Below are 14942 nucleotides of genomic sequence, written 5' to 3'. Positions count from 1 at the left end.
AATAATTTAGAGTTGGGCAAGATCATCAGGGGTGTTACAGTTAAAAAGGGAAGCGCGATCGCGCACTTTTAATTCTTCCACCGAATGCTGATTTAAAAATCCTTGAAAGGATCGCTTGCCACTGGCTAAATAAACACTAAATAAATCTACACAATCACGATTATAAAATCCACAAAGGGGTTCCCAGCCTTCCTGAGATTTTGCCACTAACGCTACTGTATCTCTATTCACTTTCGGCAACTGTTCACACCAAAATTCTAATTCCGCCACATTTAATTTTGGTAAATCACAAGCTAAAGCTAAAACCCATTCGGTTTCCACTTGTTGCAATCCCTGATAAAGTCCTACTAACGGCCCATAAGGAGGGGTTTCATTGGGTAAAGACATCTCTGGAATCAGATGACACTCAGCAGGAATAATCTTTTGATATCGTTCTACCCATGGCGTAACAATATACACTTGAGAAGTGACAGCTTGGGCGCAATGACAAATGTATTGGAGAAGCGGTTGCCCATCAAGATCAAGTAAGGCTTTATCTTCTCCCATGCGCTTACTCTGTCCGCCAGCTAAAATAATAGCACTAAGACGATTTTTGATCATAATTGCTTCCTAACTGATAATTAGAGAATGACTAATTAGTTATTCCTTACTCATTCAATTATGGATCAAGACTCTAGTTCGGTAGCCCAACAACTTGATGCGCTAATTACATCGCACAATATTAGTTATCACTCACAATGGCAACCTTCTCCGCAACTCCCGAAAAAACCCTTGGTTATTCCTCAGAGTACCGCTACTTTAGCAAAAGTGGTGGCGATTTGTCACGAAAATAACTGGTCAATTGTTCCCTGTGGCAATGCCAGTAAAGCCACTTGGGGAGGACTTCCTAGCAAGGTTGATCTCTACCTTAGCACCCGTCATCTTAATCAGATCATTGATCACGCCGTAGGAGACTTAACCGTTACCCTACAAGCAGGAGTTACCTTACAACAACTGCAAGAAAAACTGGCAAGCGCAAATCAGTTTCTCCCCCTTGATCCAGCTTATCCCGAAACCGCTACATTAGGGGGAATTGTCGCCACCGCCGATGCAGGAAGCTGGCGAGAGCGTTATGGTGGAGTGAGAGACTTACTCATTGGCATTTCCTTTGTTCGCGCCGATGGAGAAATTGCCAAAGCAGGAGGGCGTGTGGTTAAAAATGTGGCTGGCTATGACTTAATGAAACTCTTTACAGGGTCTTATGGAACATTAGGCATTATTACTCAGCTAACTTTTCGGACTTATCCCCTTCCTCCTACCTCAGCCACCCTCGTTTTAAGCGGCGATCGCGCTAACATTATCTCTGCTGCCCAAACCCTGCGAAATGCGACCTTAACCCCCACTCGCGCCGATTTAGTCTCGCCTTCGGTGATAGAAAAATTACAATTAGGAAAAGGCTTAGGGTTAATCATTCAATTTGAAACAATTATCGAAAGTATAGAAGAACAAATTAAACAACTCAGCGTAATGGCAGACTCCCTAAACTTAACGATTACCCGTTTTACAAATAACAATGAAAAAACATTATGGAATCAATTGAAAGAGTCAACCTTAATTCCTTCCTCCGACAGCGCAATTACTTGTAAATGCGGATTATTGCCGACAAAAGTTGCTGATTTTTTTCAAAACTTGCCACCTGACAGTTACGCTATTATTCATAATAAGAGCGGTTTAGGGAAACTTGTTCTTAATAGTATTGATTCTTTATCTGATCTCCAAAAACTACGAAGTTATTGCGAGGAAAATCGAGGTTTTCTGACAGTTCTGGAATCTCCCTTAACCATCAAAGAGCAAATTGAACCTTGGGGGTATTCTGGAAATGCTTTAACTATGATGAAAAAAATAAAACAGCAATTTGATCCCAATCAGCAATTTAATCCAAACCGTTTTGTTGGTGGAATTTGATAAAAATCTATAATTAAAATGACTGAAAAAGAAGCAAACCTTAATAACTTCATTGACCAAGACGCAGGTTTTGATAGCCAAAAACCACCAAAACAAGAACTCATTGATGACTGTGTTCACTGTGGTTTTTGTTTAGCAACTTGTCCCAGTTATCGTGTCATCGGGAAAGAAATGGACTCTCCTCGGGGTCGCATTTACCTTATGGATAAAATTAACCAAGGAGAAGCCGAATTAGACGAAGCCACTGTTCAACATTTTGACTCCTGTCTTGGCTGTCTTGCTTGTGTAACCACTTGTCCCTCTGATGTTCAGTATGACAAACTTATTGCCGCCACTCGCCCACAAGTAGAAAGAAATTATCCCCGTAACATCTTTGACAAACTTTATCGGCAATTAATTTTTAGTTTATTCCCCTATCCCAATCGGTTGCGCCCACTTTTAATTCCTCTTTTCATTTATCAAAAATTGGGCTTACAAAACTTCATTCGCAAAACGGGACTTCTGAAAAAAATTTCACCTCGTCTTAATGCCATGGAGTCTATTTTACCCGAAATTACTGCTCAATCTTTCCGCGATAATTTCCCAGAAGTTATTCCTACTCAAGGGAAAAAACGGTATCGAGTGGGGGTGATTTTAGGCTGTGTGCAAAGACTCTTTTTCTCCCCTGTTAATGAAGCTACAGTAAGAGTTTTAACCGCTAATGGGTGTGAAGTGGTTATTCCGAAAACCCAAGGCTGTTGTGCTGCTTTACCCGCCCACCAGGGCCAAGAAAATCAAGCCCAAGCCTTAGCCAAACAAATGATTGATAGCTTTGCTGATACGGAAGTGGATGCGATTATTATTAACGCTGCTGGTTGTGGACATACCTTAAAAGAATATGGGCATATTTTAGAAGACGATCCTGAGTATAAAGAGAAAGCCCAAGCCTTTGCAAATAAAGTCAAAGATGTCCAAGAATTTCTAGCAGAAGTAGGATTAACTGCTGAACTTTCTCCTTTACAAGATGACACCTTAGATATTGTTTATCAAGATGCGTGCCACCTTTTACATGGACAACAAATTAGTCTGCAACCGCGACAACTCTTAAAACAAATTCCAGGAGTTAAATTACATGAACCCATAGATGCTGCTTTATGTTGTGGCAGTGCCGGGGTTTATAATATGCTACAGCCAAAAGTCGCCGAAGAGTTAGGAGAACAAAAAGTGAATAATTTGCTCAATACTGGGGCAAAAATGATTGTTTCTTCTAACCCTGGCTGTTCTTTACAGATCAAAAAATATCTGCATCCAAAAGAAGAAGAGATGCCTTTATTACACCCCATGCAACTGCTAGATTACTCCATTCGGGGAGTAAAAATTAGTCATTAGTCATTAGTCATTAGTCATTGGCTTACGAAGGACAAAACAATTTTAAGAATAGCTAGGAATTGTCTCTAGCAATTTTAAATACTCAGTATTAACACCTGAATCACGGGGGAGAACAATTTTCCCAGTACGCGCAATTTCTCGAATGCCAAATTTAGTTAGCATTTGAATAATAGCAACCATTTTACCTGGATCTCCAACGACTTCAAGGGTTAGAGAATCTTCAGAAATATCAACCACACGGGCGCGAAAAACCTGGGCAAGTTGCATTACTTCCCCGCGAGTGCTGGTGTTAGCATTCACCTTAATCAGCATTAATTCCCGTTCAACACAAGGAACTTGGGTAACATCTTGTACCTTGAGAACATTGATTAATTTATAAAGTTGTTTGGTGAGCTGCTCAATGGTGCGATCATCCCCAGGCACTACCATAGTAATGCGAGAAATGCCTTCTTGTTCTGCTGGCCCCACAGCTAGACTTTCGATATTATAACCACGTCGAGCGAATAAACCAGCAATACGGGTGAGAACCCCAGCTTCATCTTCCACTAACACAGATAAGGTATGTTTGAGCATCGGTTGCTAATTCAAAATATGAGGTGGATGGAAAGGTGATTAATTATCATAGCAAGAAGTTTCTCATGGTTCAAAGGTTTTCCTCAAATGAACTACTGTAGTGCTTTGAGCCGCCACAATGGCTTCCTATTAATAATATTTTTGGAAACTATGGTTACAGTTAAATGGTAACTGGTCACTGATCACTGGTCACTAATTATAGAAATATGATCTCATTTGTAAAAACTAACTCAACCTTACGATCCCCCCCACCCCCCTTACTAAGGGGGGAATTAAAGGGGGGATCCCAACTAAAAATTTACAACTGATTTAGGATTGCTATAGTACACTACTGTAGTATTACTTATTAGAAATGGGATAACTTTCTTTTCAGTATGGCACAATAGGTAGTTGTAAGTTTTAAGAAAAGTAATGAGCTTAACCTGTGAACAACTCATTCAACGTTATAGCGAAAGTTGGGAAAAAGCAACAGTCCATCCCTTCTTAAATGAATGTCAATCGGGAAAAATTAAGCCTGAGCAATTTAATACTTGGCTGGTACAAGATTACCTTTTTGTCACCCAGTTTACTCGTTTTTTAGCAAGCGCGATTGCTAATGCCCCTGTTACCCATTTTGATGTTTTATTAGGGGGGATGAGTGCTATTAAAGATGAGTTGAATTGGTTTCAGGAAAAAGCCCAAGAACGTAATTTAGATTTAAGCACTGAGAAACAACAGACTTGTCAAGCCTATTGCGAGTATCTACACCATATTCAAAACATGGCTTACCCCATACAAGCTGTAGCCCTTTGGGCAATTGAACTTGCCTATAATCAAGCCTGGCAAAAACCGGGAAAAATGGTTCCTCCCTATGATGAATTTGCCCAACGTTGGGGAAACCCTAACTTTACTGAATATGTCAAGTTATTAGAAAAACAAGCCGATGAAGCCCTTGCAGAAGCAGATTCTGAGGTGGAAAAACAAGCCACTGCTACCTTTGTCAAGATTGCCAGTTTAGAAAAAGATTTTTGGCAAATGGCTTATAAAAAATAAAACCCTTTATTCCCATTTGGACAAAGGTATTACATGGCTAAAGCCATTCCATCAGCGCGAGGTTCAGACCCCGCCATAAAAATCCCATCACGCTTAAGAATAATTTGTCCTTTACCAAATAACCCTTTACTAGGGTTAACTCGTACTTCATGCCCTCGCTGAGAAAGAGAAATCATCACCTCTGAGGGAATCCCTGTTTCTAGAACCACTCGCTGATCAGTTAAATATCGCCAACGGGGTGCATCTAAAGCAACTTGCGGGTTCATTTCATAGTCAGCAAGATTAGAAACAACTTGTAAATGCCCTTGGGGCTGCATTTGTCCCCCCATAACGCCAAATGTTCCTAAGGGTTGATCCTCTTGAGTTAAAAATCCCGGCATAATCGTATGAAAGGGACGTTTTTCTGGGGCAAATTCATTAGGATGTCCTGGTTGAGTATTAAAGGAACTGCCTCGGTTATGAAGAGCAATTCCCGTTTCTGGAACTAAAATCCCACTACCAAAGCCTTCATAATTGGATTGAATGAGAGATACCATGAGTTCGCCATCACTGGCAGTTAAATAAACTGTACCAGGATCTGAGAAACTAGGTTCAATGTTAGTAAGAGCGTTTTCTCCAATAAGTTGGCGACGTTTTTGAATGTGATCTTCTGCCAATAACGCTTCGATGTTGATGTTCATCCAGTTGGGATCAGTTAAGTAATAATTAATGTCAGCGAAGGCAAGTTTCATCGCTTCAATTTGCCAGTGATATCGCTGTTGGCTGTTATAGGAGGTGGATTGGAGATCAAAGCCTTCAAGAATTTTCAGGGCAATTAAGGTGGCAAGCCCTTGAAAATTAGGAGGGAGTTCCCAAACCCGCAGATTTCGATAAGTGGCAGAAATGGGGGTCACCCATTCTCCTTGATGGTTTTGGAAGTCTTCTGGGGTGAAATAGCCACCAGTAGCAGTGGCAAAATTGGCAATTTTTGCAGCCAGTTTCCCATGATAAAAGTCTTCTCCGCCACTTTGCGCGATCGCGCTGAGAGTTTTAGCATGAAGAGAACTTCCCCAAATTTCCCCAGTTTTGGGAGCGCGTTGGTTCGGGAAAAATACCTCTTGAAAGGGTTGATATTCTGCTTGATTTAAACTGAGATAACGAGATGCTGCTTGTTCCCAAACTAAAGCAGTTACGGGAGACACAGGAAATCCCTCACTGGCATAGCGAATGGCAGGTGAAAATAATTGTTCAAAGGGAAGTTTTCCCCATTTTTCCCATAAATCTCGCCAGGTTGCCACTGCCCCAGGAACGGTAATATTTGACCAACCAAAACGAGATTGTTGCCGTTTTTCATTAAATTCAGTTTGGCTGAGATGTTTTGGACTTTTACCAGAGCCATTATAGCCGTGAATTTGACCATCCCAAACTATAGCGCACGCATCACCCCCGATTCCATTGGAGGTAGGTTCAACGACGGTTAAGGTAATTGCCATTGCCACTGCTGCATCGATCGCGCTTCCCCCTGCTGACAACATTTCCATCCCTGCTAAACTCGCTAAGGGTTGACTCGTGGCAACTGCACAGTTTTTTCCCAGCATGACGCGACGCTGGGAGGGATAAGGATAATAGTTTAGTTGGTGATGATTTAAAGCCACGGGTAATTCTCCTAGGGCAAAATACAGACAAAAAGGTAAGTCATAGGGTATGTTGAAAACAAATCTTAACTACAAGTGAGGGCAATTATTGTGGTTCCTTTACGTGATCAAAACCCCATTAAAATTACACCTTATGTTACTTATGGTCTTATTGCGTTAAATATTGCAATTTTTTTATATGAAATTAATTTAACTCCCCCCGAACTAGAACTATTTTTTAGAAGCTATGCGGTTATTCCAAAAGCACTAACAGCAAGTTTTCGAGGGATTTATGTCGATACCCCAATTCCCCCTATTTTAACCTTATTTACAGCACAGTTTCTTCATGGTGGCATTCTTCACTTAGGCGGCAATATGCTGTATTTATGGATATTTGGCAATAATATCGAGGAAGCGTTAGGACACGGTCGATTTTTAGTTTTTTATCTTGTTTGCGGGGCATTAGCTAGTTTCGCACAATGGTTCTTTTCGGCTTATTCTGAAGTTCCTTCTTTGGGCGCAAGTGGCGCGATCGCGGGAATTATGGGGGCGTATGTGCTAAGATTTCCTCAAGCCGAAGTTTTAACCCTACTTCCCCTTTTTATTATTTGGACAACGATTCGCATCCCGGCAGTTTTCTTTCTTGGTTTTTGGTTTATTCAACAGGCTTTTTATGGGTTTGCTAGCCTTGGAACAGCCAGTAGCATTGGCATGGAAAGTGGAGGAGTCGCTTATTGGGCGCACGCTGGGGGATTTGTTTTTGGGGCAATTCTGGGGCCACTGTTAGGTTTATTAGACCAAGAAGAAGATACTTTTAATAGTTAGAGGAAATAACTGTGATTCCTTTACATGATGACAACACGACAAGCAAAACACCTGTTATTACTTATGGGTTGATTGGTTTAAATATTGCCATTTTTTTATATCAAGTTAGTTTAAGTCCTTCGGAATTAGAAGCATTTTTTAGAACTTATGCTGTAATCCCCAATCAATTAACCCAAAGTTTTCAAGGCGGAGAAATCCAACAGCCAATTGCCCCATGGTTTACCTTATTTACGTCTCAATTTTTACATGGAGGAATTTTACATATTGTGGGAAATATGCTCTATCTTCGCGTATTTGGCAATAATATCGAAGATGTTATGGGGAAAATCTGGTTTTTGCTTTTCTACTTATTATGTGGGGCTTTAGCGGCTTTAGCACAATGGTTTTTTTCCATGGAATCAGAAGTCCCTTTGTTAGGAGCAAGTGGCGCGATCGCTGGCATTATGGGGGCTTATATTTTAAGATTTCCTGGTGCCCAAATTTTAACCTTACTCCCCCTTATCATTATTTGGACAACAATTCGCCTTCCTGCATTTGTATTTCTTGGCATTTGGTTTGCCCAACAGGCAATTTATAGCATTGCTACTTTAGAAGGGACTACTACCATTGGAACCGAAGGCGGTGGCGTTGCTTATTGGGCACACGCGGGAGGATTTATTGTCGGCGTAGTGATTGGCCCCCTATTTGGCTTATTTCGTGAACAGTAACCTTAAAATTGACGACGGGAGAAAATCAAAGTAGCAATGGTCAACAGTAATACAGTATAAACAATTCCATAAAGCGCATCAGATAATAATTCGGTGTTACTCGGTAGTAAACCATAAACTGCTTCGTTCCGGAAATTAAGACGGGATAAATCAGGTAAAATCAGATAGAGAATTTCTGTTAAACGTTGGACATTTTCATTATCACTAATATTGCCTAACTCTAATAAATCGCGACTAAAATGCCCCATTAAATAGACTCCAAAAGAAAGTAGCGTCGCAAGAATAGAACTGGTAAATACCCCAAATAAAAGGGCAATAGCGACTAAAAGAGAGAGTTCAATCAGAAGGTAAACCAAAGAAAGCGCGATCGCGCCTAGGGGATAATCAATCCCATTTAAGCTTAATAAGCCAAAGCCAATCACCCCCATAACGGCAACTAAAACCGCTAATACGGCAGATAACCCTAAATGTTTACCAATCATTAATTCAGCACGACTAATCGGTTTCGGAATTAAGACTAAAACAGTACGCTTTTCAATTTCTTTATTAATCAACCCGGTTCCAACAAAAATAGCAACAATTGCCCCTAATAGCCCGATCGCGCCTAAACTTAAATCAACCAAAATTTTATGACCCGTTCCAACAGAAATTTCTGGGAGAATCCGCAGGGCAACCACCATTAATAAAGCAAAGAAGCCAATAAAGTATAAAATGCGATCGCGGATTACTTCTCGAAAGCCATTAGCCGCGATCGTCCCAACTCGATTTTGAATCATCGTCACTTGAGCGAACCTTTTTTACAATTTACCTATGTTAATGATGAAACACGCATTGGGCTACTATTAGTGGATTTGCAAAACACCTTTTGTCTGCCAGAGTTTGAATTATATGTGGGCGGACGATCAGGAAAAGGGGCAATTGAAGATAATATTCGTTTATGTCAGTTTATCTATCACAATCTCCACCGCTTAACCCAGATTATCATCACCATGGATACTCATGTAGCAATGCAAATTTTTCATCCCATTTTCTGGATCAATGAAAAAGGAGAACATCCGACACCGACAACAATTATTTCTCATGAGGATATTGAACAAGAGGTTTGGCACATCAATCCTGCAATTGTGCCTAACTTCCCCAAATGGAGTCTAGAGGGGTTAGAAGCCTATGCCCTCCATTATGCTCGTCATCTCGATAGTACAGGGAAATATCCCCTAATGATCTGGCCCTATCATGCCAATTTAGGGAGTATTAGTCATGCCTTAGTTTCCTCCGTCGAGGAAGCCTTATTTTTTTATAGTGTGGCCCGTAAAAGTCAGGTGCAATACGAAATTAAGGGGAATAATCCCTTAACAGAACATTATTCCGTTTTACGCCCTGAAGTAACAGAAGATCAACACGGAAACGCGATCGCGCAGGAAAATCGCCCTCTCATTGAACAATTACTCAGTTTTGATCAACTCTTGATTGCGGGACAAGCAAAAAGTCATTGTGTAGCATGGACAGTAGATGATTTACTCACTGAAATCCAACAAAAAGATCCTAAACTAGCTAATAAAGTTTATTTGTTAGAAGATTGCACTTCCCCAGTGGTAATTCCCAATGGCACTGATTTTACTGAACAGGCAGCCCAAGAATTTACTCGCTTTAAAAACGCCGGAATGTCTCTTATTGACTCCACTAGCGTAAATCTTCTTAAGCAATAGTTTGGAGTTAGAGTTTAATAACGTAAATTTTCTTAAGCAATAATTCCAAATTTAGACTTAAGATAGTAGAAACTGGTTGTAACGAGAACTTTTAAGCTAAACCTTACCCATTTTATAACAGCAATGAGAAACAATCGAGTTCAAAAGTGGTTAGCCATTACACTGAGTGCAACATTACCTTGGGGAGGGGCATTTATTGTCGCATCCCCTAGCTTTGGTCAGATTCCCAGGCAATTGCAAGAAAGCCCGACCGAATCGCCTCCTTTACCCGATTCACAACAGCAAGAAACTCCCACCGAGTCATCTCCTTTACCCAATTTACAGCAGCAAGAAACTCCTACAGAATCATCTCCTGCCTCACCAGCTCAACGTGAGCGTCGCTATCGAGAAACTCCCTACACTTTAGGACCGGGGAATGGCGTAGCCATTGAGATCTTTAATGTTCCTGAATATAGTGGTAACTATCGCGTTTCTGTAGAAGGAACTTTAAATTTACCAATTGTTGGAAGTGTCGATGTAGAAGGATTAACAATTCCTGAAGCAAATGAGGTAATCCAAGAGCGTTATCAACCAATTTTACAACGTCCAATTGTAACCCTTACCTTAGCCGAACGTCGTCCCATTCGCATTGCACTAGCAGGAGAAGTCAATCGTCCAGGTACTTACAATGTTAGTGGGGAAGGGGGGCAATTTCCTCCTATTACAGAAGCGATTCAGCAGGCTGGTGGTCTTACTCGTTCAGCTGATGCGCGAGAAATTAAGCTTCGTCGTGAAATCAATGGACAACAGCGAGTTCTTGATGTGAACCTTTGGGAATTAGTGGATCAAGGAGACGTGATCCAAGATGTTACGCTTCGGGATGGAGATACGATCTTTATTCCCACCGCAGAGAAAAATGTTGCCCGAGAAACAAGACAATTATCTCGGAGTACACTTGCGCCCATTAGTGAATCAGTAGAAGTTGCGATCGTCGGGGAAGTCAATACCCCCGGTCCTCATCAAGTCGGAGGTGGAGATACTGGTGCTCCTCCCACTGTAACCCAAGCTATTCAGGCAGCTGGAGGCATTACCAATCTCTCTGATATTCGTAATGTGGAAGTGAAACGAGAAACCCGTACAGGAACGGAGCAAGTGATTGCTGCAGACTTATGGGGTTTATTACAGCAAGGAGACGTGAAGCAAGATATTATCCTCCAACCCGGAGATACAGTAGTTGTCCCCAAAGCCGAGGAAATAGAACCAACAGAGGCAGAAGCCTTAGCCTCAGCTAGCTTTTCCCCAGAAACCATTGGGGTGAATATTATTGGAGAAGCTCGTAGTACCGGTAGAATGGAACTTCCGTCTAATACTCCTCTAAGCCAAGCAATTTTAGCGGCGGGTGGTTTTGACCGACAACGGGCAAGACAAGGGCGAGTGGAGTTAATGCGTCTTAATCCTGATGGGACGGTTACTCGCAGAGAGGTAGAAGTTGATCTTGATAAAGGGATTGATACAGAGGATAATCCCCTCTTACGAGATGGTGATGTCATTGTGGTGCAACGCTCAACCTTAACCTCAATTTCTGATACAGTTAGTAACATCCTGCGACCCGTAACTTCGATTTTCCAAGGCATTCGCTTCTTTGATATTTTCTTCGGTGATTAATCAAAGAAAAAAACCGTTATGATGGAGGAAAGTAACAAAATGTAAAATAAACTTGACAATTATGCAGTTAACCTATTTGGGCTCAAACAGTTGGCTTTGGCAATGGGAAAATCAGAATATTCTGGTTGATCCTTGGCTTGTGGATAACTTAGTGTTTGGGAACTTACCTTGGTTATTTAAGGGCAGTCGGGGAGAAAATTCTCCCGTTTTGCCCGAAAGGATTGATTTAATCCTACTATCCCAAGGGTTAGAGGATCACGCCCATAAACCCACGCTTAAAACATTAGATAAGGAGATTCCCGTGGTGGGATCTCCCAATGCTGCGAAAGTTGCTACAGAATTGGGATTTATGAATGTGACTGGTTTAGCTCATCATGAACACTATACCCTTGCTGAAAAAATTAAAATTCAGGCACTTCCGGGTGCACCGATTGGGTTGGAAAAAGAGAATGCTTATTTGCTTAAAACCTCTCAAAAAAGCCTTTATTATGAACCTCATGGTTACCCACCAGAAGAGTTAAAAGAGTATGCTCCTGTGGATGTAGTGATTAATCCTGTGGTCAACTTGGAATTACCAGTAGCTGGGTCAATTATTAATGGTAAGGACAGTGTTTTTAAGTTAGCACAATGGATTCAACCTAAGACAATTTTAGCAACAGCAGCAGGAGGTGATATTCACTATGAAGGTATTTTATTATCTTTATTAAAAACAGTAGGGAGTGCCGAAGAAGCGCGATCGCGCCTAAAACAGGCTAACCTGAATACTGAAATCATTGAACCTCAACAAGGGCAACCCATAGCCCTATAATTTGTCTCTACAATAATGGCTCAATACGCTGAAAATCACGGTCAATTTCATACCAAAGCGACCGATTCTGTGGATCAGTGCTGAGGGCTTTCTTCAGAAACTTTCTAGCTAGATCATAGTTTCCTTCATTAACTAATTGTCTTCCTCGTCGTTGATACGCGATCGCCTGCCATTGTCGTACTTCTGCATCATGGGGAAAACGCTTAGCCAAACTTTCCACTAAAGTCGTTGCCCGAGAAAATTTACCTTGTTTTAATAATTCTTGCAATTGTTGATAAGAATCCCATTTGACTTGTTTATCCAGATCTGATGGGGGAGGGGACGATTTCTGTTCTTGACTGGGTTTCGGTTGTTTCTTGACCCTAACCTTGGGCTCTTCTCGGCGGGGTTGACGAAAGTCTTGGGATGGAGCTTGACGCTTAGAAGCATATTCTAGAAGATACTTATAGGCCTCAGTAACTTGGATAAACTTATTATGGGCTTGTTCGCGGTTATCTGGATTAACATCAGGATGGTAACGTCTTGCTAAGCGTCGATAAGAAGCCTTAATTTCTTCTACACCAGCATTATGAGGAAGTTCTAACAAACGGTAGTATTCTCTAAGTTCCATGATGTTTTTCGCCAAAAATTATTGCTCAATTCCTTATTATTCTGAGTTTAAACCGAAACTCTAGGAAGATCACTTGCGCGAATCGACAGTTAAGCCATTAAAATTGATCTGATTGCAGAAACCGATCAATTTAGCCATCACCATGCGAATTTTAGCTCTTGTTCCCGGTGGAATTGGGGACCAAATCCTATTTTTTCCAACTCTTGTTGACCTCAAAAACGCCTATCCTCAAGCGAAAATAGACGTGTTAGTTGAACCGCGCTCTAAAGCCGCCTATCGCGTCTGTTCTCATGTGAATGAGGTTTTAGTGTTTGACTACAAGAATCGTAATAGTTTAGCCGATTATCTCAACTTGTTAGGAATTATCCGCGATCGCGAATATGAAGTCGCCCTTACCTTAGGTCAACGTTGGACAGTTGGCTTCTTACTTTGGCTGAATGGGATTCCGATTCGAGTTGGTTATGAAAGTGCAGGGTCTTTGTTTTTATCGAATACAGTTCCCCTGAAAACGGAACAATATGCCGCCGAAATGTATCACGACTTATTACAAGGGCTGAACGTTAATACCCCTTGTCCTCCCTTAGAAATCAATGTTCCCAAAAGTGATATTCAATGGGCGGAAAACGAACAAAAACGCCTAGAAGTAACCGATGGAAACTATGTGGTAATTCACGGTGGTTCGAGTAAACTTGCCCAAGATAAAGGACTGAATAAAATTTATCCTGTAAAAAAATGGAAGGAAATTATTGCTGATATCCAAAGCAAACAGCCCAATTTACCCATTGTTCTCATTAAGGGGCCAGAAGATGAAGGTTGGGTTGAGGAGCTATTACAAGTCAATCCCAACTTAAAAGTAACTAGTCCCCCTGATATTGGAAAATTAGCCGCCATGATTGCCGGGGGAAGTCTGATGTTGTGTACCGATAGTGCGCCGATGCATCTCGCGATCGCTGTAGGAACTTATACCATCGCTTTATTTGGCCCCACAGATCAGAAAAAATTATTACCCCCTGATAATAAATCCTGTGTTGGGATACAATCTTCTACAGGCGCGATCGCTGATATTGAAGTTAATTCCGTCCTTGAAAAAATTTGGCGTGGCTAAACCAGCAGTGTTTCTTGACCGTGATGGAGTATTAAACCGAGAAGCAGGATATCTCCATCAGGTCGAAGACTTACATCTTATCCCGAATGCAGCAAAAGCTGTGCGTCTTCTCAATGACCACAACCTCTTTTGTTGTCTAATTTCTAATCAATCTGGACCCGCTAGAGGCTATTATTCCCTTAATCATGTGGAAGCCCTCCATGAGCGATTACAACATTTACTCGATAAAGAAGAAAAAGCCTTTTTAAATGCGCTATATTACTGCCCTTATCTCAGTCCCGCAGCAGGAGGAACCAATCCCCAATTTACTTGTTGGAGTACGTGGCGCAAACCTAATACGGGAATGTTAGTGGCAGCCGCTTGGGAATATGACCTAGACTTGCAGCAAAGTTTTGTAGTAGGAGATAAAGCGACTGATATTGACCTAGCTCATAATGCGGGTGCTAAAGGGATTCTTGTTCAAACCGGTTATGGCAAAGCTGTCTTAAGTGGTTCTTATCAGCATGAGACAGCTCCTGAATATACTGCGGAAAATTTATTAGAGGCTGTGCAATGGATTCTCACCCATGAACTCTTTTAAGCAGAGAAAATCGAAGCCCCCATTAGAACTGTTAATTAACAGATAATAACGGTGCAATCTAAACTATCGTAAAAACTACTGATTGCAATAAGAAAAAACTATGGTTACTAACACCAAGCAAAAACAAGAACCCGTTACGTTACTCAATTACCCACCGTTAAACCCTAACGGGTATAACGGGAGTCCCCATGTCGCATTAAAGATGGATCCTGAAACGGAAACCATTAAATATGAAACGGGTAAAAGTGGTTGCGGAAGAAGCAGGAGGCTTTCTGGATTGGCAAGTTTTACCAGACTATTACAATCACAATGAGGAAGTGTTTCCCCGTTTGAAAAAAAAAAAATGGGCTTTGGTAAGCAAGAAGAGTTACGGCAGTTTGTGCGTGGACTGTATGAGGCAATTTAACAGGGCGCGATCGGTTTAATC

The 14942-nt window shown here is 41.3% G+C and carries 16 protein-coding genes; 11 read left to right on the top strand and 5 right to left on the bottom strand.

The window, feature by feature from the left end; genetic code table 11:
* Positions 1 to 6 precede the first annotated feature (6 nt).
* A complete protein-coding gene (locus FRE64_RS00595; RefSeq protein WP_146294184.1) occupies positions 7 to 600 on the bottom strand; it encodes a molybdenum cofactor guanylyltransferase in 594 nt (197 codons plus the stop codon).
* Positions 601 to 660: 60 nt separating this feature from the next.
* On the opposite strand from FRE64_RS00595, the gene FRE64_RS00590 reads away from it, so the two are divergent.
* Positions 661 to 1944, top strand: coding sequence for an FAD-binding oxidoreductase (locus FRE64_RS00590; RefSeq protein WP_146294183.1), 1284 nt, complete (start codon positions 661 to 663; stop codon positions 1942 to 1944).
* Between the two features lie 18 nt (positions 1945 to 1962).
* Entirely contained in the window at positions 1963 to 3312 is a 1350-nt protein-coding gene (locus FRE64_RS00585) for a (Fe-S)-binding protein (protein ID WP_146294182.1), read from the top strand.
* 42 nt (positions 3313 to 3354) lie between these two features.
* Here the strand turns inward: FRE64_RS00585 and ilvN are convergent, their stop codons facing one another.
* Entirely contained in the window at positions 3355 to 3885 is a 531-nt protein-coding gene (ilvN, locus tag FRE64_RS00580) for an acetolactate synthase small subunit (protein ID WP_146294181.1), read from the bottom strand.
* A 411-nt stretch (positions 3886 to 4296) separates the two neighbouring features.
* On the opposite strand from ilvN, the gene FRE64_RS00575 reads away from it, so the two are divergent.
* Positions 4297 to 4917 (top strand): thiaminase II/PqqC family protein, encoded by a 621-nt coding sequence (locus FRE64_RS00575; RefSeq protein ID WP_146294180.1) that lies wholly within the window; start codon positions 4297 to 4299, stop codon positions 4915 to 4917.
* A gap of 29 nt (positions 4918 to 4946) precedes the next feature.
* Here the strand turns inward: FRE64_RS00575 and FRE64_RS00570 are convergent, their stop codons facing one another.
* Positions 4947 to 6551 carry a gamma-glutamyltransferase family protein gene (locus FRE64_RS00570; RefSeq protein WP_315862636.1) on the bottom strand — a complete coding sequence of 535 codons (1605 nt, stop codon included), beginning with the start codon at positions 6549 to 6551 and terminating at the stop codon, positions 4947 to 4949.
* Positions 6552 to 6641: 90 nt separating this feature from the next.
* On the opposite strand from FRE64_RS00570, the gene FRE64_RS00565 reads away from it, so the two are divergent.
* Positions 6642 to 7355, top strand: a complete 714-nt coding sequence (locus tag FRE64_RS00565) for a rhomboid family intramembrane serine protease (protein ID WP_146294179.1) — start codon at positions 6642 to 6644, stop codon at positions 7353 to 7355.
* 11 nt (positions 7356 to 7366) lie between these two features.
* The gene (locus tag FRE64_RS00560) at positions 7367 to 8062 is read left to right on the top strand and encodes a rhomboid family intramembrane serine protease (protein WP_146294178.1); all 696 of its coding nucleotides are present in this window, start codon (positions 7367 to 7369) and stop codon (positions 8060 to 8062) included.
* Between the two features lie 2 nt (positions 8063 to 8064).
* Here FRE64_RS00560 and FRE64_RS00555 read toward each other — a convergent pair whose 3' ends face one another.
* The gene (locus FRE64_RS00555) at positions 8065 to 8838 is read right to left on the bottom strand and encodes an ABC transporter permease (RefSeq protein ID WP_146294177.1); all 774 of its coding nucleotides are present in this window, start codon (positions 8836 to 8838) and stop codon (positions 8065 to 8067) included.
* 6 nt (positions 8839 to 8844) lie between these two features.
* Here FRE64_RS00555 and FRE64_RS00550 point away from each other — a divergent pair, with 6 nt between their 5' ends.
* From FRE64_RS00550 to FRE64_RS00540, 3 genes are all read left to right on the top strand, one after another.
* The gene (locus FRE64_RS00550; RefSeq protein ID WP_222597839.1) at positions 8845 to 9768 is read left to right on the top strand and encodes a cysteine hydrolase family protein; all 924 of its coding nucleotides are present in this window, start codon (positions 8845 to 8847) and stop codon (positions 9766 to 9768) included.
* Between the two features lie 123 nt (positions 9769 to 9891).
* Positions 9892 to 11412, top strand: coding sequence for an SLBB domain-containing protein (locus tag FRE64_RS00545; RefSeq protein ID WP_146294176.1), 1521 nt, complete (start codon positions 9892 to 9894; stop codon positions 11410 to 11412).
* Between the two features lie 61 nt (positions 11413 to 11473).
* On the top strand, positions 11474 to 12220 hold the full coding sequence (locus tag FRE64_RS00540) for an MBL fold metallo-hydrolase (protein WP_146294175.1): 747 nt from the start codon (positions 11474 to 11476) through the stop codon (positions 12218 to 12220).
* A 7-nt stretch (positions 12221 to 12227) separates the two neighbouring features.
* On the opposite strand, the gene FRE64_RS00535 is transcribed toward FRE64_RS00540, so the two are convergent.
* The gene (locus tag FRE64_RS00535) at positions 12228 to 12830 is read right to left on the bottom strand and encodes a J domain-containing protein (RefSeq protein ID WP_146294174.1); all 603 of its coding nucleotides are present in this window, start codon (positions 12828 to 12830) and stop codon (positions 12228 to 12230) included.
* Positions 12831 to 12972: 142 nt separating this feature from the next.
* Here FRE64_RS00535 and FRE64_RS00530 point away from each other — a divergent pair, with 142 nt between their 5' ends.
* The 3 genes from FRE64_RS00530 to gghA all read left to right on the top strand — a co-directional run bounded on the left by FRE64_RS00530 (position 12973) and on the right by gghA (position 14940).
* Positions 12973 to 13935: a glycosyltransferase family 9 protein gene (locus tag FRE64_RS00530; RefSeq protein ID WP_146297224.1), complete on the top strand. Its 963-nt coding sequence runs from the start codon at positions 12973 to 12975 to the stop codon at positions 13933 to 13935.
* A complete protein-coding gene (locus FRE64_RS00525; RefSeq protein WP_146294173.1) occupies positions 13928 to 14515 on the top strand; it encodes a D-glycero-alpha-D-manno-heptose-1,7-bisphosphate 7-phosphatase in 588 nt (195 codons plus the stop codon). Before FRE64_RS00530 ends, FRE64_RS00525 begins: the two co-directional genes overlap by 8 nt.
* A gap of 230 nt (positions 14516 to 14745) precedes the next feature.
* Entirely contained in the window at positions 14746 to 14940 is a 195-nt protein-coding gene (gghA, locus tag FRE64_RS17795) for a glucosylglycerol hydrolase (RefSeq protein ID WP_146294172.1), read from the top strand.
* The last annotated feature ends 2 nt before the right edge of the window (positions 14941 to 14942 follow it).

Source organism: Euhalothece natronophila Z-M001 (genome assembly GCF_007904085.1).
Classification (GTDB): domain Bacteria; phylum Cyanobacteriota; class Cyanobacteriia; order Cyanobacteriales; family Rubidibacteraceae; genus Halothece; species Halothece natronophila.
Note: the sequence above shows the minus strand (reverse complement) of the source record. Positions and strands in the feature narration are given on the sequence as shown.

Bases quoted from the DNA above. Each gene is read 5' to 3' on its own strand.
- FRE64_RS00595 (WP_146294184.1), bottom strand. From the start codon at position 600: ATGATCAAAAATCGTCTTAGTGCTATTATTTTAGCTGGCGGACAGAGT.
- FRE64_RS00590 (WP_146294183.1), top strand. From the start codon at position 661: ATGGATCAAGACTCTAGTTCGGTAGCCCAACAACTTGATGCGCTAATT.
- FRE64_RS00585 (WP_146294182.1), top strand. From the start codon at position 1,963: ATGACTGAAAAAGAAGCAAACCTTAATAACTTCATTGACCAAGACGCA.
- ilvN (WP_146294181.1), bottom strand. From the start codon at position 3,885: ATGCTCAAACATACCTTATCTGTGTTAGTGGAAGATGAAGCTGGGGTT.
- FRE64_RS00575 (WP_146294180.1), top strand. From the start codon at position 4,297: ATGAGCTTAACCTGTGAACAACTCATTCAACGTTATAGCGAAAGTTGG.
- FRE64_RS00555 (WP_146294177.1), bottom strand. From the start codon at position 8,838: ATGATTCAAAATCGAGTTGGGACGATCGCGGCTAATGGCTTTCGAGAA.
- FRE64_RS00545 (WP_146294176.1), top strand. From the start codon at position 9,892: ATGAGAAACAATCGAGTTCAAAAGTGGTTAGCCATTACACTGAGTGCA.
- FRE64_RS00540 (WP_146294175.1), top strand. From the start codon at position 11,474: ATGCAGTTAACCTATTTGGGCTCAAACAGTTGGCTTTGGCAATGGGAA.
- FRE64_RS00535 (WP_146294174.1), bottom strand. From the start codon at position 12,830: ATGGAACTTAGAGAATACTACCGTTTGTTAGAACTTCCTCATAATGCT.
- FRE64_RS00530 (WP_146297224.1), top strand. From the start codon at position 12,973: ATGCGAATTTTAGCTCTTGTTCCCGGTGGAATTGGGGACCAAATCCTA.
- gghA (WP_146294172.1), top strand. From the start codon at position 14,746: ATGAAACGGGTAAAAGTGGTTGCGGAAGAAGCAGGAGGCTTTCTGGAT.